Genomic DNA, 18827 nt, shown 5'->3' with positions numbered 1-18827 from the left:
CCATTGGTCTACATAGTAGACTTTTCCATTAATGAAGACATTACCCTAAATAATTCGAGTTGCAGGAAGGCGGCGACGCAGTGAATCCCCTGGAGCTTACATCAGTAAGTGACTGGGGTGAGCGAGGAAAGCCAACGGGCCTGCAACTTGAAGTATGACGGGTATATAAGGAACAGAACATGGCTCATATTGCACTTATCGGCGCTTCCGGCAACGCTGGCTCACAAATTCTCAAAGAACTGTCTGAACGTGGCCACCAGATAACCGCTATCGCCCGCCACCCGGAAAAGATTGCCTCGCTGCCGGGCGTGACCGCCAAACAAGGGGATGTTTTTGACGTTGCCGGGCTAACGGCCCTGCTGGCAGGCCACGATGCGGTCATCAGTTCGGTGCACTTTACCAGCAGCGACCCGGATATTTTGATCGAGGCGGTACGCGCCGCGGGAGTGAAACGCTATCTGGTGGTGGGGGGGGCAGGGAGTTTATTCGTGGCGCCGGGTCAACGCCTGGTGGACCAACCCGGTTTCCCGGAGGCGTATAAGGCGGAAGCGACCAAAGGCGCCGATTTTCTCGATCTGCTGAAAACCGTTACCGATCTGGACTGGACGTTCCTGTCGCCGTCCATGATGTTCGTCCACGGTGAACGTACCGGCACATTCCGTCTCGGTAAAGACGACCTGCTGACCAACGAGCAAGGCAGCAGTATCTCTTTCGCAGACTACGCCATTGCACTGGTGGATGAAGTAGAAAAACCGCAGCACATCCGCCAGCGTTTCACCGTTGGTTACTGAGTCATGCCCGATGTAACGGGGGATTAGCTTCCTGTGTCCAGGCTGTGCCCTTTACCCTCGGCAGGCGGCGGGTTTTCCACCGCCTGTTTTTTCCTGTTATGGATAACCCCGGATTATTCTTGTGCGGCCTGTCGCAGGCTATCGCCTTCCAGCCGGTAACGGATCCACTCGTTTTGCGGTGCCGCCCCCAGGCTATCGTAAAAATCAATCGCAGGTTGGTTCCAGTCCAGCACACTCCACTCCAGCCGCCCGCAACCGCGTTCAACCGCCAGACGAGCAATATATTTCAGCAATGCCTTGCCTGCACCATAACCGCGATAGTGCGGCGAGACATACAAATCTTCCAGATAAATACCATTGCGCCCCAGCCAGGTGGAGTAACTGGTGAAGAACACGGCAAAGCCGATCGGCTCACCGTTCCATTCGCAAATCAGCGCTTCAGTTGACGCCCCTTCGCCAAACAGCGTTTGCTCAATTTCCTGCTGATTGGTCTTCACTTCGTGCAGCGCTTTCTCGTATTCAGCCAGTTCACGAATGAAGTTCAGGATGGTGGCGGAATCCTGCTGCACCGCCCAACGGATATGTAAGGTCATAAGAACAATCCAGTGAATCAAATCGAAAACGATAACCGGGAAGCGAGGAATGGAAAAGAGAAACTGACGCCACCCGGCATCGTTATTTCAGACAGACATCAGGATTCATCATCCAGACGTGAGGCTTGCCGGCTGCACACCAGCCATACGCCGGCAATAATCAGCGCGATCGCCAGCAACTTGCCGGTACTGAACGTATCGGGAAAAATAGGCAACGCCACCGCCAGTCCCCATACCAGTACGTAGCTGAGGCTCAACAAGGGGTAGGCCCGGCTTAGCGGCAGAAAGCGCAAGGCGTTAAACCAACTCAGCATCGAGAAAGCATAGGCTGCCAACCCCACCAGTACCGCAGCGGCGGCGACCGGTAACACCAGCATGGCGAACATAAACGGCAGCGGCTCCGTCAGCGAGGGCAATTGAGACATCCCCCATTTCATCGACAGCTGTGCTGCGCTGACCAGTAACACACTCAACAATGCCCATCCATAGCCTTTCACGCACTCCCTCCCATCAAAATGACACCGATAACAATCAGCACGATGCCTGCCCACTGACGCAAACTGATGGCTTCCCGCCACAGCCAACGCGCCGCCAGCGCCACCAGAATGAAATTCAGGCTCAGCATCGGATACGCCACACTGACCGCCACCCGTTGCAGCACCGCCAGCCACAATACCATCGCCAGCCCCAGCAGCAGCAGGCTTATCCCCATCCATAACAGAATATGGGCGCGACGAGAGCGGCCGCCGCTTTGCCAGCTGGCGGCCTGTTTCTGGCTAAGCTGACCGGCGCAGGTCAACAAACTGACCAGCAAAATCAGCAGGTAATTGATCATTGCTGACGATACCACAATAAGGCGACACGTCCTTTCCGGTCAGTGTAATCCGCTGGCGGTACGCCGGTGATCGGATCAGTTGCCGAAGAGAATATCAGTACCAGCGAGACATTACCTTCACGGCGATGCGCCGCCAGCCAGTCGGCAAATGCGCTGGCAGGCACCATGCGATCGACGCTATCCGGATACGACAAGCCGTATTCCAGCTCGCCCTGATTATCGTACATCAAAATATCGCTGCGCTTTTGTTCCCAGGCGGCGGCAGAGGCGATGCCAACGTTGTTCACCAGAATGTAGCGGCTCTGCGCCAGGTGAGACGCCACTTCGGGCGCACGCAGGAACCACTGCGGATGCTTGCTCTCCATCACCCGCTGCGGAATCGCCATACCAATCAGCAGCGCAATACCCAGCGGGCAGACCGCCGCCCAATGCCAGCGAGCGGCCGCCTGACGCGACGTCCACCCGCCGATCAGCCCCCAAAACAGGAACGCCGCGATGCCCAACGCCACCTTGGCACCTTCCTGAGGCTGATAGAGCGGCCGATGCGACAACCCCCACGGCGCCAACACTAGCGCCACAATCAACGCGCACAACACACCAAACGCCAGATTGATCCAGCCGTTGACGGCCAGCACTCGCGGGTTCAGCAAGGTGGTGGCGCGCCGGGCCATCAGGATCGCCAACGGTGCAAAACAAGGCAGAATGTACGTCGGCAGTTTCCCTTTAGCGATGCTGAAAAACAGCAACGGCATCACCACCCAACCCAGCAGATAGAAGACGCTGTTATCCTGACGCCGCTCACGCCAGCCCTGCAATAGTGACGACGGCAGTAACGCCAGCCATGGCAGCACACCCGCTATCAACACCGGCAGGTAGTACCAGAACGGTGCTTTGTGCTGAGCGTTTTCGGAATCGGCAAAGCGCTGAATATGTTCAACCCAGAAGAAATAGTGCCAGAAATCCGGCTGCTGACGCGCCACCGCCAGCGCCCACGGCAGCGAAACCACCACGGCGCTGACAATCGCCAGCGGGCCGTACAACAACACCTCTTTCCAGCGCCGCTCCTGCGTGACCCACGGCAGTACCGCAATCACCGGCACCGCCAGCGCCAGAAAGCCCTTGGTCATGAAGCCCATGCCGCACACCACGCCCAGCAGTAAATAACCACCGACTTTACTACCGCGGGTAGTGGCCTGCGCGGCACCCCAGAAGCTGCACATCGCCGCCGCCAACCACAGGGTGACGATAGGGTCGAGCACCGCATAAGTCCCGATGCCGTATACCAACAGACAGCTCAGATAGATAGCCATCGCCAGCAGTGAGGTACGCCGTTGTTGCCATAGCCGTTGCGTCAGCCAGTAAATCAGCGCCGCCGTCAGCAAAATGGAGAACACCGAGCCGGCGCGTACACCGGCGTTATTATCGCCCAGCAACCACTGGCCGATGTTATTCACCCAATAACCGGCGATCGGTTTTTCAAAATAGCGAATCCCCAGAAAATGCGGGGCAATCCAGTTGCCGCCCGCCAGCATTTCCCGGCTAATCTCCGCATAACGGGTTTCATCCGGTTGCCACAGCAGGCGGCCATTGAGGGGAATAAAGTAGTAGAGCAGTAACAACGCCAGCCATAGCGTTGTTTGACGTGCGTATTTCATCAGGCCGCCTCCTCCACGGTCTGCTGACATCCCAACCAGCCATCGCGTCCGGCGAGAGAACCCCGCACCACGCGTCCGACCGGCAACGTAGTGGTATCGTCCGGCAGCAATTCACTGAGCGGACAAAAGCGAATACCTTCCTGTTCCGCCAGCGCCAGCAATTCGCTGAACTGATCGCTCATCACAATGCCTTCCACTTCGGCATGAATGGTATAGACCGGTGTACCCTGATCCTGATGGATTTTATCCAGAATATAGCGGTTGAAATCGGCGGCGCTGGTTTCCCGGCCGACCGCTTCATCCCAGGTGGGCAGCGTGACCGGAATCTGTACCGTACCGGTGCTGCCGTCGTTAAGTAACGGACGGAACGGCGCGGTGCCGCGACAATCGCTGTTGTAGCGAAAGCCAAACCGCTGTTTGGCTTCGACGGCGGTTTGATCCGCACGCCAGCCGGCCACTGCCGAGCACGTCACCGGTTCGCCGGTAATCGACTGCAACGCCTCGTAGGCCAATCGGATCTGCTGTTCCATTTTGGCCTGATCCCACACCCCGGCCCAGGTTTGCCAGGCGAAGTGATCCCAGGCGTGCAGCCCGACTTCATGCTGCTGCGCCGCCGCGAGGATCGGCTCCGGCAGGCCGCGGCCGATCACTCGGCCCGGCCAGGCGGTGCCCGCCAGCAGAATGTCCCAGCCATACAGCGATGCCGCGCGCGAGCGCAGCATCTTCCACAAAAACACCGGTCGAATCAGGCGCCAGAGATGGCGCCCCATATTGTCGGGACCGACGCTGAAGAAAAAGCTGGCCCGGACGCCATAGACGTCCAGCAACTCCAACAAGCGGGGGACGCCCACCCGCGTGCCGCGCCAGGTATCAACATCGATCCGTAACCCTACTTTTCTCATTCGCCGTCCTGTTTTATTCGCTGTCCTGACTCAATTGACCGGTTTCAACAGTCTGGAGGAAGAAGTCCAGCGTTTCCGCCACGGTTTTTTCCATCTCGATAGTCGGCTGCCAGTGCAACAGGCGTTTGGCGTTGCGGATGCTGGGCTTACGATGCTCCACATCCTGATAGCCTTTGCCGTAGTAGCTGCTGCTTTCTACTTCACGGAAACCGGCGAACGGCGGGAACTGATTACGCAGCGGATGCTTCTCGAAGCTCTCCAGCAGCATTTCCGCCAGTTGGCGAATGCTCGCTTCGTTGTCCGGGTTACCGATGTTGATGATCTGACCGTCGCACACGCCGTCTTTGTTCTCGATAATGCGGAACAGCGCTTCGATACCGTCTTTAATGTCGGTAAAGCAACGTTTCTGACGACCGCCGTCAACCAGCTTGATCGGCGAGCCTTCCACCAGATTCAGGATCAACTGGGTGATGGCACGAGAACTGCCGATGCGCGCGGCGTTCAGGTTATCCAGACGCGGCCCCATCCAGTTGAACGGACGGAACAGGGTGAAACGCAGCCCTTCTTTTTCGCCGTAAGCCCAGATAACGCGGTCCAGCAGTTGTTTGGATACCGAGTAAATCCAACGCTGTTTGTTGATCGGCCCGACTATCAGGTTGGAGTTGTCTTCGTCGAACACCGGGTCGGTACACATGCCGTACACCTCGGAGGTGGACGGGAAAATGATGCGTTTTTTGTACTTCACGCAGTCGCGGATGGTTTTCAGGTTTTCTTCGAAATCCAGCTCGAACACGCGCAGCGGGTTACGGGTGTATTCAATCGGGGTGGCGATCGCCACCAGCGGCAGCACCACGTCGCATTTCTTGATGTGGTATTCGATCCACTCGGAGTGAATGCTGATATCCCCTTCCACGAAGTGGAAATGCGGATTGCCGAGAAAACGTTCGATGGCATCGGAACTGATATCCAGACCGAACACCTCATAATTATCTTCCTGCAACAAACGCTCGGTCAGGTGGTTGCCGATAAAGCCGTTCACCCCGAGGATCAGCACCCGGGTGCGGCGTTTAACGCTCACCACCGGCGCGTTGTTGAGGATAGCGCCCGTCACCAGCCCCAGACTTTGAGCCAGTTGCGCGCCCTGCAAATAGATACCGTTGTTGCCCTGACCGGTCACGATTTCCAGCGCGTCGTTACCACAAGCGACCACCAGCGGCGAGGTGCTCAGCACGGTGCCCGGTTTGGCGGCGGCGAAATCAGTACGCACTTTCGCCTGCCAGATAATGAATTGGGTGGTACCGACGAAACTGAACGCGCCCGGCCACGGCTCGGTCACCGCACGCACCAGGTTGTACAGGGTACGCGCCGGTTTCTGCCACTCAATACGCCCGTCTTCCGGGGTACGGCGGCCCACATAAGTGGCCTGGCTCTCATCCTGCGGAATATCATTCGCTTTACCGGCGGCGATGGCGGGCAAGGCGTCTTTCAGCAACTGGTCGGCAACATCACGCAGCTTGCGGTGCAGGCTCAGCGCGGTATCGCTCTCATCAATAGCCACACGCTGTTGCGCCACGATATTGCCGGCATCGGCGCGCGTCACCATACGGTGCAAGGTCACGCCGGTTTCGGTTTCGCCGTTGACCAGCGCCCAGTTCAGCGGCGCCCGGCCGCGATAACGCGGCAGCAGCGAACCGTGTAGGTTATACGCGCCGTACGTCGCGCTCTGCAAAATGGCGTCACTCAACAGGTGACGATAGTAGAAAGAGAAAATGACGTCCGGCGACATCGCGGCGATGCGCTCCACCCACAGCGGGTGATTAACGTCTTCCGGCGCAAATACCGGAATGCCCAGCTCCGCGGCGGTACGGGCTACCGATCCAAAAAACTGATTTTCCGCGGGATTATCCGCATGGGTAAACACCGCTTCTACGGTATAGCCCGCTGCGACCAACGCGCGGAGTCCCACGCAGCCGAAATCATGATAGGCAAAAACAACAGCTTTCATTCTTCATTGTCCTGTTCAGAAAATCGTGAATCATTGCCAACAATACGTTGAATAAAATAACGGGGACGCGCACGGACATCGTTGTAGATTCGTCCGATATATTCCCCCAGCAGCCCCATGCCGACGAACTGGGCGCCAATAAAAGAGAACAGTACGGCGAATAGCGTAAACACGCCGTCCGCCGCCCAGGCCGCGCCGAAAAACAGCCGCAGCAGAATCAGCAATAACGCCAGCGAAAAACCGGAAATCGCAATCACGCTGCCGACCAGACTCAGCAAGCGCAGCGGCGTGGTGGTCAGGCAGGTCACCAGGTCGTACATCAGGTTAATCAGCTTCATGAAGCTATATTTGGAATCGCCAAATTCGCGCTCGGAATGACGCACCAGAATCTCGGTGGTGCGGCGGGCAAAGGTGTTGGCGAGAATCGGAATAAAGGTGCTGCGTTCATGGCAGTGCAGCATCGCCTCGATGATATGGCGGCGATAGGCGCGCAACATACAGCCGTAATCGTTCATCGCCTTACCGGTTGTACGCTGAATCAGGTGATTGATCATGCGGGAGGCGGTTTTACGAAACCAACTGTCCTGGCGATTCTCACGGATGGTGCCCACCACGTCATACCCTTGTTCCGCCGTACTCACCAGCCGGGGAATCTCTTCCGGGGGGTTTTGCAGGTCGGCATCCAGCGTGATGACCAGATCGCCCGATACATGGCTGAATCCCGCCATGATCGCCGAATGTTGTCCGTAATTACGATTAAGGATCACCGCCACCACGTGGCTGCCCGGCGCTTGCGCGGCTTCAGTCAGCATTGCGGCCGAATTGTCGCTACTGCCGTCGTCTACCAGCAGAATTTCATAATCCTGACTCAGTTGCTCACAGGCGGTGGTAGTACGACGAATCAGTTCCGGCAGGCTTTCCTGCTCGTTGAAAACCGGAATGACTACCGAGACTTTATTAATTGCTTCCATATCCGACATCAGTGTTTCCCCGCCAGTTCAGTCAATGCATCCACCACCCTGTCCACGTCTTCGTCACGCATATCCGGGAACAACGGCAGAGAGCAGATGCGGGCCGAGTTCCAGTCGGTATTCGGCAGATGCAGGTTGGTGAAACGTTCGCGGTAATATTTTTGGGTATGAGCGGCGCGGAAATGCAGGCCGGTACCGATATTGCGCTCTTTTAACGCCTGCATCAGCCCATCGCGATCGATACCGCAACGCGCCTCATCCACTCGGATGATAAACAGGTGCCAGGCGTGCTGATGCGGCCATGACGGCAGCGACAGCGGCTGAAACGGCAACGAGGCCAGTTTTTGCAGATAACGCTGCGCCAGCGCTTCACGGCGGGCATTGTTGGCGGCCAGCTTGTTCAACTGCACCAGCGCGATGGCCGCACTGATATCCGGCAGGTTGTATTTGAAGCCCGGCGAAACCACTTCCGCCTGCGGAGCGCGCCCTTGAACCATGCGATCGAACGCGTCGACTGCCAGACCGTGGAACTTAAGGCTGCGAATACGGTTAGCCAGTTCGTCGTCGTCCGTTACCACCAAACCGCCTTCAGCACAGGTCATATTTTTGATGGCATGGAAAGAGAAAATCGCCGTACCTTCACCACCGACGTGACGACCACGGTAATAGGTGCCTGCGGCGTGGGCGGCATCCTCAATCACCGGGATACCGTGACGACGCCCGATATCACGAATTGCGTCAATATCGGCAGGCGCACCGGCGTAGTGAACCGGAATGATGGCTTTGGTACGGGGGGTAATGGCCGCTTCGATCGCTTGTGGCGTCACCATCAGGTTGTCGCGATCGACATCCACCATGACCGGCTCAGCGCCCAGCAGCACAATCATATTCAGGGTGGAAACCCAGGTCAGCGACGGGGTGATCACCTCATCACCGGCACCAATCCCCATCGCCATCAGGGTGACGTGCATACCGCCGGTCGCGGAGCTGACCGCAATGGCGTGTTTCGCTCCGGTTAACGCTGCAAACTGTTGTTCCAGTTCCTGATTTTTAGGGCCAGTGGTAATCCATCCGGAACGAAGAACCTGCTCAACTGCGGCAAGTTCTTCCTCACCTAACGCGGGGCGTGAGAAAGGTAGAAAATCAGCCATGTAAAAATTCACTCTCAGGTTAAATCTTAAATCGATGATTGTTGGTGTGACGAGATAATTTTAAACACTCTGGTAACATCGCCATCCTGCCATCAGAATCGGATCTGGGAATAAATACGTCAGGGGAAACCACTCCTTAGGTTCTTGCGAAGCATAAGTAGAAAAGCAATAAGTGACAGAAATATGACTATCAATAATATCGCCCGCCTGACTGTTAGCAGACGAGCATAACGAAGATTTCTTAGTTGAATATTAAGATGCTTCTTTTCAGTCGATGTTCAATCTGTAGAGCGATGCTCAACCCTAAGAACTCAACGCAGGAAAAGGGTATCAAGCGATGTTTAAACCCATCGTCAATAAAAATAGCGTTCAATAGCGACGACACTGATGAAACCGCATATAAGCGCACGAAAAATAATAGTTTTTGTGATAAAAATCACGCAGACATAAAAACAAAACAATAATTACGATCTCTTGCAATATTATTAATATTCACCGAAACAGAAATAAATCTTATTCATATACCCAAAATAATTCGAGTTGCAGGAAGGCGGCAAGAGAGTGAATCCCGATGAGCTTACTCAGGTAAGTGATTCGGGTGAACGAACGCAGCCAACGCACCTGCAACTTGAAGTATGACGGGTATATAATTTATTTATGTTTCGGTGAAATAGCCCGACCGCAGAAATTAACCCAATAGGATAGACAGTCCCGATAGCGGCAACGTGAAGTACGACGGGTATATATCCTTAATTATCATTAACAAAGCATAGTCAGGTTTTCCGATATGGCAATCAAGCAAGGGTAATATCGGATTCATCTGCTCGAAATTCGTCCGTTATATCAAAGAAAAAACCCGCCCATGTTGCCATGGACGGGTTTTGTTACATTATCAATAATGATTATTTAGCATCTTTACCATACATCGGCGAACGAGGCCCGTATAGCAAGGAAGAACCGCCACCCGCCGTCAACAAGCGCGTACTGGTGATACCGGCGATATCATGGCCTTTATCGGTAATAGTATCGGCAATCTGCGCCACCGCAGCCTGAACCAACAAACCAACCACGCCGCCATTAGAATTCGACTGCTGTTCGCTGGTGGAAGCGGTCGCGCTACCTTTCCACAGTTCCTTACCAGTACGCAGATCCACCAAACGTGCACTGGCGGTAACACGGGTTTCACTATTAACAACCCTATACTTTGAACCGTAATCAGTGATATCCAGGTACAGCGCGGCATCCGCCCCGAAAATCTGGTGCAACTTCGCGACGCTGACGGCGTGAATATCCTGAGCCGTCGTCAAGCCGTTCTGTTTGAACGTTTCATCCGTCACGGCGACAGGCAACACATAATATCCAGACTCGGCTAACGGGTAGGTTACCTGGCTAAGAAAACTGGGGCCCGCTTTCACATCCGGAGAGTGGTTCAGCGGTGGTAGCACCAGAATAGTTCTCGGTTTACTTTGCTTGAATGCTGTGTAGTCATAAGGCTGCGGCTTGGCGCACCCCGTAAGAACCAGAACACCCATCAGGCTGATTAATGCTAAAAAACGGTTCATTGATTATTTTCCTTTATTCTTGCTCAACAGAAAGTCCATGAAAGGGGCGGATTCGGGGAATAATGATTTTTCCGTCTCGAATTGCTGACGGGCATCCACACCGCGACCCGTTTTGGCATATAACAGGCCCAGTTGAGCATGTAATCCTGGCGGCACGGGCTTATTCTGTGATTTAGCAACGTCTAATGATTTCTGCAACGATGCGATCTGCTCTTCAGGACTGGTTTTATCCTGCTGATAATATTGATAAATTGTAGTCTGATAATTATCCCAGCTATAGATGGTCTTAGGTGCGGAAGCACATCCTGCCAGTAAAGTCGCCGTCAACAACAGCACAGTCTTTTTATTGAATAACATTATTATTTTCCCGTTCTTTTAATTCGATGGACGCCATGCGCCGCTTTCAATACCTGCAACCAAATTGTTGACCGCTTCACGAATCGCTAAATCCAGCACTTTGCCGTTCAGCGTTGAGTCATAACTAGCCGTACCGCCAAATCCGACGATTTCGCGGTTGGACAGGGCATACTCACCCGCCCCCTGAACGGAATACACCACTTCAGAGGTCTGAACGTTCACGATGTTCAATGTGGTCTTGGCATAAGCAATCTGAGATTTACCTCTTCCCAAAATCCCCCACAGTTGCTGATCGCCCACTTCCTTACGGCCGAATTCCGTAACGTCGCCGGTCACAACGTAATTGGCGCCTTTTAATGTCTGTGTCTGACCTTTAATGCCGGCTTCCGTTTTCAGCTCGTCCATATTGGTACGATCAAGCACGTTAAAACGTCCCGTCTGCTGTAAGTGGCTGACAAGAATGGTTTTAGCCTGATTCCCCAAACGGTCTACACCATCGGAGAAAATGCCATTCATATAGTTGGTACGATTTTCAAATTTCCCAACTGAAATCGGGCTGCGGACGCCCTGATAAGACGTGTTGTAGGAGACGACTTTAGGCGTTTCCACTGTACGTGAGGATTCTGTAGCACATCCGCCCAACAAGGTGGCGGAAATGACCATAGAACAAAAAACAGCCTTTTTATTCATAGACCAATCCCTTATTAATTTATTGTTAATACCGTTTGGCGTGCCTCATGAAGAGACCGATGCCTGATAGCGCCTGCATCCAGCCAACGGCAAAAACCATTATGCTTAACGTAAAGATAAGTAACCATATATTTCACGCAAAAAACTAATTCAGATATCATTTAAAAATATAAATATGTTCATGGGGATATATGTTCATGGGGATATTTCAGGTAATAAACCTTCTGCTATTGATTGCTCTTCGGGCGATATTTTTGTCTTTTTTGATAACTGCATGAAAATTTTTGGTTATTTTTACCCCACTTTATCTGTTCTATATCAAGATTCATGCTGACCCGAGCCGCTAGGATGAACCTCAGTAACTGAGGGGATCGTTATTTTTTCTCCTGACGAGACAGGTACCAGGCCCCTTCCAGAATCACTTTCTTAGTGACCCGCTCAGGCTGGTTTCGTCATCTTTCGTCTGCTTCGGTAGGCAACTCCGGCGCGACGCAGCCTGTAATCACAACAGACATCCCAAATTGACTGAGTAAGCACACACTTACTCAGCTCGATAAGGGCTCGCCTGAAAATGACCAGCGGGTCATACGCACACCCATGCTGTACATGTCGGGAGAGGATATGAATCAGTTTGTTATCGCAAATGCGAAGGATTGTATCGGCTGTAATGCCTGCGAGATTGCCTGTGTGATTTCACATAATCACGGGCGCTATCCGGAAAATAGGGACGATTTTCACCCCCGAATAAGGGTGTTTCACCAGGGAGAACAGCATACGGCGGTAACCTGCCGTCATTGTGAAGACTCTCCCTGTGCGAAAGTGTGCCCCACACAAGCGCTGGTCAGAAAACAAGACGGTATTCAACTGGTCGCCGAAAAGTGCATCGGCTGCAAAACCTGTGTACTGGCCTGTCCGTTTGGCGCCATCACCGTTGAAAACCAGGCCCAGGGCGCCACCGCCCACAAATGCGACCTCTGTATCGGCCGCCCCGATGGGCAGGCTTGTGTAGAGGCCTGCCCAACACAAGCGCTTCAACTTGTAAGTGAGCATTCACTAGAAGAACAGCGGCGAGAAAAACAGCGGCGTATGGCGCAAACCGGCATAATCGGTTTGCCGCGCGCGATTCCCACGTTTGCCGGTACGACATGCCGCCCGCTGGACAAACGGAAAGACTGGCCGCGCCGGGATGCCGTGAAAAAACCGCTGGAAGACCGGGTGACTACGTTTAACGAGATCTATCACGGTTTTAGCGCCGAACACACTCATGATCAGGCCAGCCGTTGCCTGCACTGCGGCCAGCATGCGGTCTGTGAATGGACCTGTCCGTTGCACAACAATATTCCCGCACTGCTGCAACTGGTGCAGGAAGGACGCATCCTCGATGCGGTTGAATTATCGCATCGCACCAGTAGCCTGCCGGAAATCTGCGGTCGGGTCTGCCCGCAAGACCGGTTATGCGAAGGCGCCTGCACGCTGGGTAAAGGTTACGGCGCCGTAACCGTGGGCAACATTGAACGTTATATCACCGATACGGCGATGAGCATGGGCTGGCAGCCGGACCTGAGCCAGGTGAAGCCGACCGGCAAACGGGCGGCCATCATCGGCGCCGGTCCCGCCGGGCTGGCCTGCGCCGATGTACTGGCGCGGCATGGCGTACAGGCGGTGGTCTTTGACCGGCATCCTGAAATCGGCGGATTGCTGACATTCGGCATTCCCGCGTTCAAGCTGGATAAATCCGTCATGATCCGCCGCCGGGAAATATTCAGCGCGATGGGGATCGAGTTTCGCCTGAATACCGAAGTGGGAACCGACATAAGTATGGCGCAGTTGCTGGCGGAGTTCGACACGCTGTTTATTGGCGTCGGTACTTACCGTTCCATGAAAGCCGGACTGGAAAATGAAGACGCGCCCGGCGTATACGACGCGCTGCCGTTCCTGATCGCCAACACCAAACAGGTCATGGAGTTGCCGACACTACCCAATGAACCCTACGTCTCGATGCAAGGTAAGCGAGTGTTGGTGCTGGGCGGCGGCGATACCGCGATGGATTGCCTGCGCACCTCAATTCGGCAGGGCGCGGAATCCGTCACCTGCGCTTATCGCCGTGATGAAGCCAACATGCCGGGCTCGCGTAAGGAAGTCAAAAATTCCCGGGAAGAAGGCGTGGAATTTCTTTTCAATGTTCAGCCACTCAAGATTTGTCTGGATGATAACGGGCAGGTGTGCGGCGTCAGCCTGATTCGCACCGAAATGGGCGAACCGGACGCCAGCGGCCGCCGTCGGCCCAAACCGGTGCCCGGATCTGAATTCGTGCAACCGGCAGACGCGGTGATCACGGCGTTTGGTTTCCTGGCGCACAGTATGCCGTGGTTACAGGACGCCCATATCGCGCTGGATCGCTGGGGCCACATCACGACGGCGTCATTCGGTCATCGCCATCCCTGCCAGACCAGCCACCCTCAGGTGTTCGCCGGCGGCGATGCGGTGCGCGGCGCCGATCTGGTGGTCACCGCCATCGCCGATGGCCGTAAAGCTGCACAAGGTATGCTGCGGGTAATGGGGCTGGAGAGCCAGGACATGTCGCTGCCGGTCAGGGTAGATATTCAACAGGAGAATCGGCCATGAATCAGTTTGTGATTGCAGATGCCGCCAAATGCATTGGCTGCCGCACCTGTGAAATCGCTTGCGCCGTCGCACATGTGGGCGGGAACCAACAAAAATTGCATAAATCGCACTTTTTTCCGCGCCTTAAAGTAATAAAAAATGCTAACGTGAGCATGCCAGTGCTATGCCATCAGTGTGAAAACGCGCCCTGTGCCAGCGTCTGTCCGCACGATGCACTGGTGCGACATCAAGACAGTATTCAGGTGATTCAATCGCGATGCATTGGCTGTAAAAGTTGCGTAATCGCCTGTCCGTTCGGCGCCATCAATGTGGTGACGCATACATTAGACGATGAGACATCTGCCCCATCGCCATCAGGCAGTGAAGTCCATAAATGCGACCTTTGCATCGGCGTTGCCGATAGCCCGTCTTGTGTACGCGTGTGCCCAACAGCGGCGCTGACGCTGGTTACACCGCAGGCGCTGGCCGAGCGGGTTCATGAAAAACAGCAATGCTCCGCATGGAACCATGCGGATATCCGTTTGCGCTGATGCCTTTTGCCCGTGATGCCAAGGATGCCTTCACGGGCACGCCGCACAGACGGCGTCATTGCACCTGGTTGTTATGCATGATGTGATATCAGCCCGATTTTATTTCAAACAAAATAAAATCAGTTTTAATAAAAAGTGCTTTTTGACGTATTCTGCTCAAACAAGGATAATTATCGCCGATTTATCCGCCAGTTTCTCTTTGGTACGGATATTTATCTGACCACTTGCGTCGGAAATAAACTTCACAGAGCAGTTATTCCACTAAAAACTATCAGGTTTTTTTCGTTGGCATCATGGAGTGAATATGACCTGTCATTTCGTCAGGTGGGCAAGCACGGAAGCGTTACCCGATCTGCAACGGTTATCGGATGACCTGATTTCATCCACGCACTGCTTTTCAGTAAAGCGCCGCGAGCGTTATCTGAAAAGCCGGGCGCTGTTGGCAGAAATGATGTTTTATTTCTTCGGTTATCCGGTACTTCCACCATTGATGGTCTCGCCAAACGGCAGACCCTGTTTTGTTGACCCGCATCTTCCCGACTTCAGCCTTGGCTATGCAGGAAATACCATCGCAATCCTGCTTAGCGAAGAGGGCAAAGTGGGGATGGACGTGGAAATTGTCCGCGTCTGGAACCGCGAAACGCCGCCGCATCTGCAAACGCAGACCCACGCGGAAAAAGCCTGGATTGACGCCCAGCTCGACCCGCTGGAAGCCGCCACCCAGTTGTGTACCATCCGCCAGTCGGTACTGAAAATCCCCGGTTTCAATGCCGGTGGTCCGGAATCGTTAAAACTGCACCCGGCGTCAGGCCGATTGCGGTCGCGACATATTCCTGACGTGGAAGTGATAAGCGATATCGATGATTATCTGGCCTGGGCTTGTGCCCATACGCCGCGCCTCGATCGGCTGGTAATGTGGAATTACACCTCGGCCTACGGCATGCGGAAATCCGGTGAAATCATCCAGCAACAACGCCAGTCACGGCGTTATATCAAGCTGAGCAGCCACGCGACGGAAAATGCAGCGCCGCAATATGTGATGTAACAAATGTGATGTAACAAGCGGGAAAACGGCAGAAAAGCGCGAGCCGGGGCACCCCGGCTCGCCAGTGATTAATGGGCGTCGATAAAAATAATTTTCAGCAGGAACAGCACCGCTACGACGATGACGCAAGGGCTGATGTCGCGCCAGCGACCGGTCGCCGCTTTCATCACCGCGTAGGAAATGAAACCCAGCGCAATACCCTCAGTGATTGAGAAAGTGAACGGCATCATCACAGCGGTCACAAACGCCGGCACGGACTCGGTCAGATCATCCCATTTCACGCGCGCCAGGCTGGATGTCATCAACACACCGACGTAAATCAGCGCGCCAGCCGCGGCATAGGCCGGCACCATCCCTGCCAGCGGCGACAGGAACATCACCAGCAGGAACAGAATCCCCACCACCACCGCCGTCAGGCCGGTACGACCACCGATGGACACGCCGGAGGAGCTCTCGATATACGCCGTCACGGACGACGTACCAATGAACGACCCAACCACCGAACTGATGCTATCCACATACAGCGCTTGTTTCATCTGCGGGAATTTACCACGAGCGTCCACCAGGCCGGCTTTGTCGGTCACGCCAATCAGAGTGCCGGAAGAGTCAAACAGGTTCACCAGCATGAAGGAGAAAATCACCCCGGACAGGCCCAAATTCAGCGACCCGGCCAGATCGACCTGCCCTACCACATTACTGACGCTCGGCGGCATGGAAAATACGCCGGTGAATTTTACATCCCCCAGCATCGCGCCCAGCAAGGTGGTAACCGCGATGGAGATCAGCACCGCCGCATGAATATTGCGGGACGCCAGCACCACGATAATGAAAAAGCCCAACGCACCCAGTAGCACGCTATGTGAGGTCAGTTTACCAACCGAGACCAGCGTTTCCGGGTTCGGCACGATAATCCCGGCGTTTTTCAGCCCGATCATCGCGATAAACAGACCGATACCGCTGGCAATACCCAAACGCAAGCTGAGCGGAATATTGGCGATCATCCAGTAGCGAACCTGGAATACCGTCAACAGCAGGAAACCGACCGAACCCCAGAAGATGGCGCCCATCGCCACCTGCCACGACAGGCCCATGGTGCCGACCACCACAAAAGCGAAAAAGGCGTTCAGGCCCATCGCCGGTGCCAGCGCCACCGGCAGGTTGGCCAACAGGCCCATGAAAATACTACCAAAAGCGGCGATCAGACAGGTGGTGACGAACACCGCTTTGGTGTCCATCCCGGCTGCGCCCAGAATCTGCGGGTTGACGAAAACGATATACACCATCGTCAGGAAGGTGGTGAACCCGGCGATAGTCTCGGTACGAGCGGTAGTGCCGTGCTGCTTGAGTTTAAACACACGACCCAGCAGCCCCTGCTCAACAGCGGAACCAGACTGAGATTTATCCATGATAAATGACCCAAAGAGAAGAAAGGAAAGATAATCGCCCGGTATCCTATACCAAAATGCAGAGCAGTTAACGCGCCAACGGGCTTTTTTTTCCCAGCGATAACAATTTTCTATATCTCCCGCCTGTTCGCAGCGGTTTCGTCTCACTTCACGACGGGAAAACGTTTGTCTGATGCAGAGATAACGGCCAGCACACCCCTTATTTCTGCAAACGTCGCATTATCCCGTCAGTCGGGTAAAGTGGGGATTTTCGTCCTCCAATAAGGAACGCTCATGTCCCGAATTGAATGCGTATTTTTCGACTGCGACGGTACGCTGGTCGATAGTGAAGTCATCTGTTGCCAGGCCTATGTCAATATCTTTGTCCCCCACGGCGTCCACTTACCGCTGGATGAAGTGATCAAAACCTTTAAGGGTATGAAGCTCTACGACATTATCGACAGCATCAGTGAGCGTTTCGGCCTGACGGTTTCAGTGGAGGACATGGAGCGTCATTTCCGTCAGGAGGTGGCGCGGCTTTTCGAACTCTCGCTACAACCGATTCCCGGCGTGAAAGAAGTATTGGCGACGTTGCAGGCGCCTGTAGCGGTGGTATCCAACGGCCCGGTCAGCAAAATGCAGCATTCGCTGGGGTTGACCGGCCTGCTGCCGTTCTTTGGCGACCATCTGTACAGCGGCTACGACATCGGCAAATGGAAGCCAGACCCGGCGTTGATTCATCACGCGGCACAGCAGATGGGGGTAGCGGTGGAAAATTGTATTCTGGTGGAAGATTCCGTCTCCGGCACGCAGGCCGGCATTGCCGCCGGCATACCGGTGTTCTATTACTGCGCCGACGAGCATAACGCCCCAATCCATCACCCATTAGTGACAATGTTTCACGACATGGCGCAGTTGCCGGCGCTATGGCAGGCCCGTGGTTGGGCACTGACTACCACCGACTGAGAATTCAGGCGGACTCTCGTAACGGCGACTCCGGCACGCGTACCGCCTGGCGCCGACCGAATAGCCTACGCCGGGTCGGTTGCGGCCCGGTGCGAAAACGCCGGCTGACGCCCTGCGCCAGCAGATCCAGCGACAGGCAAAAGATAAAATAGACCAGCGCGATAAACAAAAACACTTCCGTCGGATAAACCATACTGCGGTTGTTAACCTGGGTCGCCAGAAACGTCAGTTCACCAACACCGACAATGTAAGCCAGCGACGTATCTTTAATCAGGGAGATCCACTGGTTGATGAACGACGGCACCATCATGCGCAACGCTTGCGGCAGAACGATGTACCACAGCGTCTGCCAGCGTCCCAATCCCAGCGACATCCCGGCCTGCCACTGGCCGCGGCCTATCGCCACAATGCCCGCCTTCACGCCGTGCGCCAGATAAGCGGATGCGATCAGCGCCAACGCGCATACCACGGTGGTGATTTCGGGAATATCGACGCCCAAAACCATCGGCAGCAGGAAGTAAGTCCAGAAAATCAGCATGATCACCGGAATCGCCCGAAAAAACCCGAGCACCATCGCCAACAGCCCGCCCGCCCAGCCGCGCAGCATCGCCAGCGCCACGCCCAGCAACGTACCGAGTACCGCCGAAGTCAGCCCGGCCATCAGGCTAAGCACCAGCGTCAGCGCCGCCCCCCCCCAATGGTCCATCCGGAAAGGTGCCCCACATCAGGTAACCCAAATTGTCGCGGATAATAGAAAAGTCCAT

Annotated in this window: 17 protein-coding genes and 1 pseudogene; 5 read left to right on the top strand and 13 right to left on the bottom strand. The window is 54.8% G+C overall.

Annotated elements, in window-relative coordinates; all coding sequences use genetic code 11:
* Nucleotides 1–179 precede the first annotated feature (179 nt).
* Nucleotides 180–791, top strand: coding sequence for an NAD(P)-dependent oxidoreductase (locus tag DCH402_RS20660; RefSeq protein ID WP_040003237.1), 612 nt, complete (start codon nucleotides 180–182; stop codon nucleotides 789–791).
* 113 nt (nucleotides 792–904) lie between these two features.
* Here DCH402_RS20660 and DCH402_RS20655 read toward each other — a convergent pair whose 3' ends face one another.
* The 11 genes from DCH402_RS20655 to DCH402_RS20605 form a co-directional block, all read right to left on the bottom strand.
* Nucleotides 905–1384: a GNAT family N-acetyltransferase gene (locus DCH402_RS20655; RefSeq protein WP_040003235.1), complete on the bottom strand. Its 480-nt coding sequence runs from the start codon at nucleotides 1382–1384 to the stop codon at nucleotides 905–907.
* Between the two features lie 98 nt (nucleotides 1385–1482).
* On the bottom strand, nucleotides 1483–1881 hold the full coding sequence (gene arnF, locus DCH402_RS20650; RefSeq protein ID WP_027713635.1) for a 4-amino-4-deoxy-L-arabinose-phosphoundecaprenol flippase subunit ArnF: 399 nt from the start codon (nucleotides 1879–1881) through the stop codon (nucleotides 1483–1485).
* Nucleotides 1878–2219 carry a 4-amino-4-deoxy-L-arabinose-phosphoundecaprenol flippase subunit ArnE gene (gene arnE / locus DCH402_RS20645; RefSeq protein WP_027713634.1) on the bottom strand — a complete coding sequence of 114 codons (342 nt, stop codon included), beginning with the start codon at nucleotides 2217–2219 and terminating at the stop codon, nucleotides 1878–1880. Before arnE ends, arnF begins: the two co-directional genes overlap by 4 nt.
* The gene (gene arnT / locus DCH402_RS20640) at nucleotides 2216–3874 is read right to left on the bottom strand and encodes a lipid IV(A) 4-amino-4-deoxy-L-arabinosyltransferase (protein WP_040003233.1); all 1659 of its coding nucleotides are present in this window, start codon (nucleotides 3872–3874) and stop codon (nucleotides 2216–2218) included. The genes arnE and arnT overlap by 4 nt, the downstream gene beginning before the upstream one ends.
* Nucleotides 3874–4776: a 4-deoxy-4-formamido-L-arabinose-phosphoundecaprenol deformylase gene (gene arnD / locus DCH402_RS20635; RefSeq protein ID WP_040003231.1), complete on the bottom strand. Its 903-nt coding sequence runs from the start codon at nucleotides 4774–4776 to the stop codon at nucleotides 3874–3876. Before arnD ends, arnT begins: the two co-directional genes overlap by 1 nt.
* A 13-nt stretch (nucleotides 4777–4789) precedes the next feature.
* On the bottom strand, nucleotides 4790–6781 hold the full coding sequence (gene arnA / locus DCH402_RS20630; RefSeq protein WP_040003229.1) for a bifunctional UDP-4-amino-4-deoxy-L-arabinose formyltransferase/UDP-glucuronic acid oxidase ArnA: 1992 nt from the start codon (nucleotides 6779–6781) through the stop codon (nucleotides 4790–4792).
* Complete coding sequence (arnC, locus tag DCH402_RS20625) at nucleotides 6778–7761, bottom strand: undecaprenyl-phosphate 4-deoxy-4-formamido-L-arabinose transferase (protein WP_040003228.1); 984 nt, start codon at nucleotides 7759–7761, stop codon at nucleotides 6778–6780. The genes arnA and arnC overlap by 4 nt, the downstream gene beginning before the upstream one ends.
* On the bottom strand, nucleotides 7761–8903 hold the full coding sequence (gene arnB, locus DCH402_RS20620; protein ID WP_027713629.1) for a UDP-4-amino-4-deoxy-L-arabinose aminotransferase: 1143 nt from the start codon (nucleotides 8901–8903) through the stop codon (nucleotides 7761–7763). The genes arnC and arnB overlap by 1 nt, the downstream gene beginning before the upstream one ends.
* Before the next feature lie 902 nt (nucleotides 8904–9805).
* Entirely contained in the window at nucleotides 9806–10465 is a 660-nt protein-coding gene (locus DCH402_RS20615) for a DUF799 domain-containing protein (protein ID WP_015848506.1), read from the bottom strand.
* A 3-nt stretch (nucleotides 10466–10468) separates the two neighbouring features.
* Nucleotides 10469–10822 carry a DUF4810 domain-containing protein gene (locus tag DCH402_RS20610; protein WP_015848505.1) on the bottom strand — a complete coding sequence of 118 codons (354 nt, stop codon included), beginning with the start codon at nucleotides 10820–10822 and terminating at the stop codon, nucleotides 10469–10471.
* 18 nt (nucleotides 10823–10840) lie between these two features.
* The gene (locus DCH402_RS20605) at nucleotides 10841–11512 is read right to left on the bottom strand and encodes a CsgG/HfaB family protein (protein ID WP_015848504.1); all 672 of its coding nucleotides are present in this window, start codon (nucleotides 11510–11512) and stop codon (nucleotides 10841–10843) included.
* Between the two features lie 621 nt (nucleotides 11513–12133).
* Here DCH402_RS20605 and aegA point away from each other — a divergent pair.
* From aegA to DCH402_RS20590, 3 genes are all read left to right on the top strand, one after another.
* Nucleotides 12134–14137 carry a formate-dependent uric acid utilization protein AegA gene (aegA, locus tag DCH402_RS20600; protein ID WP_040003226.1) on the top strand — a complete coding sequence of 668 codons (2004 nt, stop codon included), beginning with the start codon at nucleotides 12134–12136 and terminating at the stop codon, nucleotides 14135–14137.
* Nucleotides 14134–14667, top strand: coding sequence for a 4Fe-4S dicluster domain-containing protein (locus tag DCH402_RS20595; protein ID WP_040003224.1), 534 nt, complete (start codon nucleotides 14134–14136; stop codon nucleotides 14665–14667). Before aegA ends, DCH402_RS20595 begins: the two co-directional genes overlap by 4 nt.
* A 304-nt stretch (nucleotides 14668–14971) precedes the next feature.
* A complete protein-coding gene (locus DCH402_RS20590; RefSeq protein ID WP_040003222.1) occupies nucleotides 14972–15712 on the top strand; it encodes a 4'-phosphopantetheinyl transferase family protein in 741 nt (246 codons plus the stop codon).
* A gap of 68 nt (nucleotides 15713–15780) precedes the next feature.
* On the opposite strand, the gene DCH402_RS20585 is transcribed toward DCH402_RS20590, so the two are convergent.
* Nucleotides 15781–17118, bottom strand: coding sequence for an NCS2 family permease (locus tag DCH402_RS20585; protein WP_040003218.1), 1338 nt, complete (start codon nucleotides 17116–17118; stop codon nucleotides 15781–15783).
* A 273-nt stretch (nucleotides 17119–17391) separates the two neighbouring features.
* Here DCH402_RS20585 and yieH point away from each other — a divergent pair, with 273 nt between their 5' ends.
* Nucleotides 17392–18063, top strand: a complete 672-nt coding sequence (gene yieH, locus DCH402_RS20580) for a 6-phosphogluconate phosphatase (RefSeq protein ID WP_040003216.1) — start codon at nucleotides 17392–17394, stop codon at nucleotides 18061–18063.
* A 94-nt stretch (nucleotides 18064–18157) separates the two neighbouring features.
* Here the strand turns inward: yieH and DCH402_RS20575 are convergent.
* Nucleotides 18158–18827: pseudogene (locus DCH402_RS20575) on the bottom strand (amino acid ABC transporter permease); the annotation flags it as partial.

Origin of the sequence: Dickeya chrysanthemi NCPPB 402 (assembly GCF_000406105.1) — a bacterium.
Lineage (GTDB): Bacteria > Pseudomonadota > Gammaproteobacteria > Enterobacterales > Enterobacteriaceae > Dickeya > Dickeya chrysanthemi.
This window is presented reverse-complemented; position numbering and strand designations above follow the sequence as displayed.

Excerpts from the sequence above, each read along its gene's own strand:
- DCH402_RS20590 (WP_040003222.1), top strand. The coding sequence starts at position 14,972 with ATGACCTGTCATTTCGTCAGGTGGGCAAGCACGGAAGCGTTACCCGAT.
- arnT (WP_040003233.1), bottom strand. The coding sequence starts at position 3,874 with ATGAAATACGCACGTCAAACAACGCTATGGCTGGCGTTGTTACTGCTC.
- arnB (WP_027713629.1), bottom strand. The coding sequence starts at position 8,903 with ATGGCTGATTTTCTACCTTTCTCACGCCCCGCGTTAGGTGAGGAAGAA.
- arnD (WP_040003231.1), bottom strand. The coding sequence starts at position 4,776 with ATGAGAAAAGTAGGGTTACGGATCGATGTTGATACCTGGCGCGGCACG.
- DCH402_RS20660 (WP_040003237.1), top strand. The coding sequence starts at position 180 with ATGGCTCATATTGCACTTATCGGCGCTTCCGGCAACGCTGGCTCACAA.
- arnE (WP_027713634.1), bottom strand. The coding sequence starts at position 2,219 with ATGATCAATTACCTGCTGATTTTGCTGGTCAGTTTGTTGACCTGCGCC.
- DCH402_RS20615 (WP_015848506.1), bottom strand. The coding sequence starts at position 10,465 with ATGAACCGTTTTTTAGCATTAATCAGCCTGATGGGTGTTCTGGTTCTT.
- arnA (WP_040003229.1), bottom strand. The coding sequence starts at position 6,781 with ATGAAAGCTGTTGTTTTTGCCTATCATGATTTCGGCTGCGTGGGACTC.
- DCH402_RS20595 (WP_040003224.1), top strand. The coding sequence starts at position 14,134 with ATGAATCAGTTTGTGATTGCAGATGCCGCCAAATGCATTGGCTGCCGC.
- aegA (WP_040003226.1), top strand. The coding sequence starts at position 12,134 with ATGAATCAGTTTGTTATCGCAAATGCGAAGGATTGTATCGGCTGTAAT.
- DCH402_RS20655 (WP_040003235.1), bottom strand. The coding sequence starts at position 1,384 with ATGACCTTACATATCCGTTGGGCGGTGCAGCAGGATTCCGCCACCATC.
- DCH402_RS20605 (WP_015848504.1), bottom strand. The coding sequence starts at position 11,512 with ATGAATAAAAAGGCTGTTTTTTGTTCTATGGTCATTTCCGCCACCTTG.
- DCH402_RS20585 (WP_040003218.1), bottom strand. The coding sequence starts at position 17,118 with ATGGATAAATCTCAGTCTGGTTCCGCTGTTGAGCAGGGGCTGCTGGGT.
- arnC (WP_040003228.1), bottom strand. The coding sequence starts at position 7,761 with ATGTCGGATATGGAAGCAATTAATAAAGTCTCGGTAGTCATTCCGGTT.
- yieH (WP_040003216.1), top strand. The coding sequence starts at position 17,392 with ATGTCCCGAATTGAATGCGTATTTTTCGACTGCGACGGTACGCTGGTC.
- DCH402_RS20610 (WP_015848505.1), bottom strand. The coding sequence starts at position 10,822 with ATGTTATTCAATAAAAAGACTGTGCTGTTGTTGACGGCGACTTTACTG.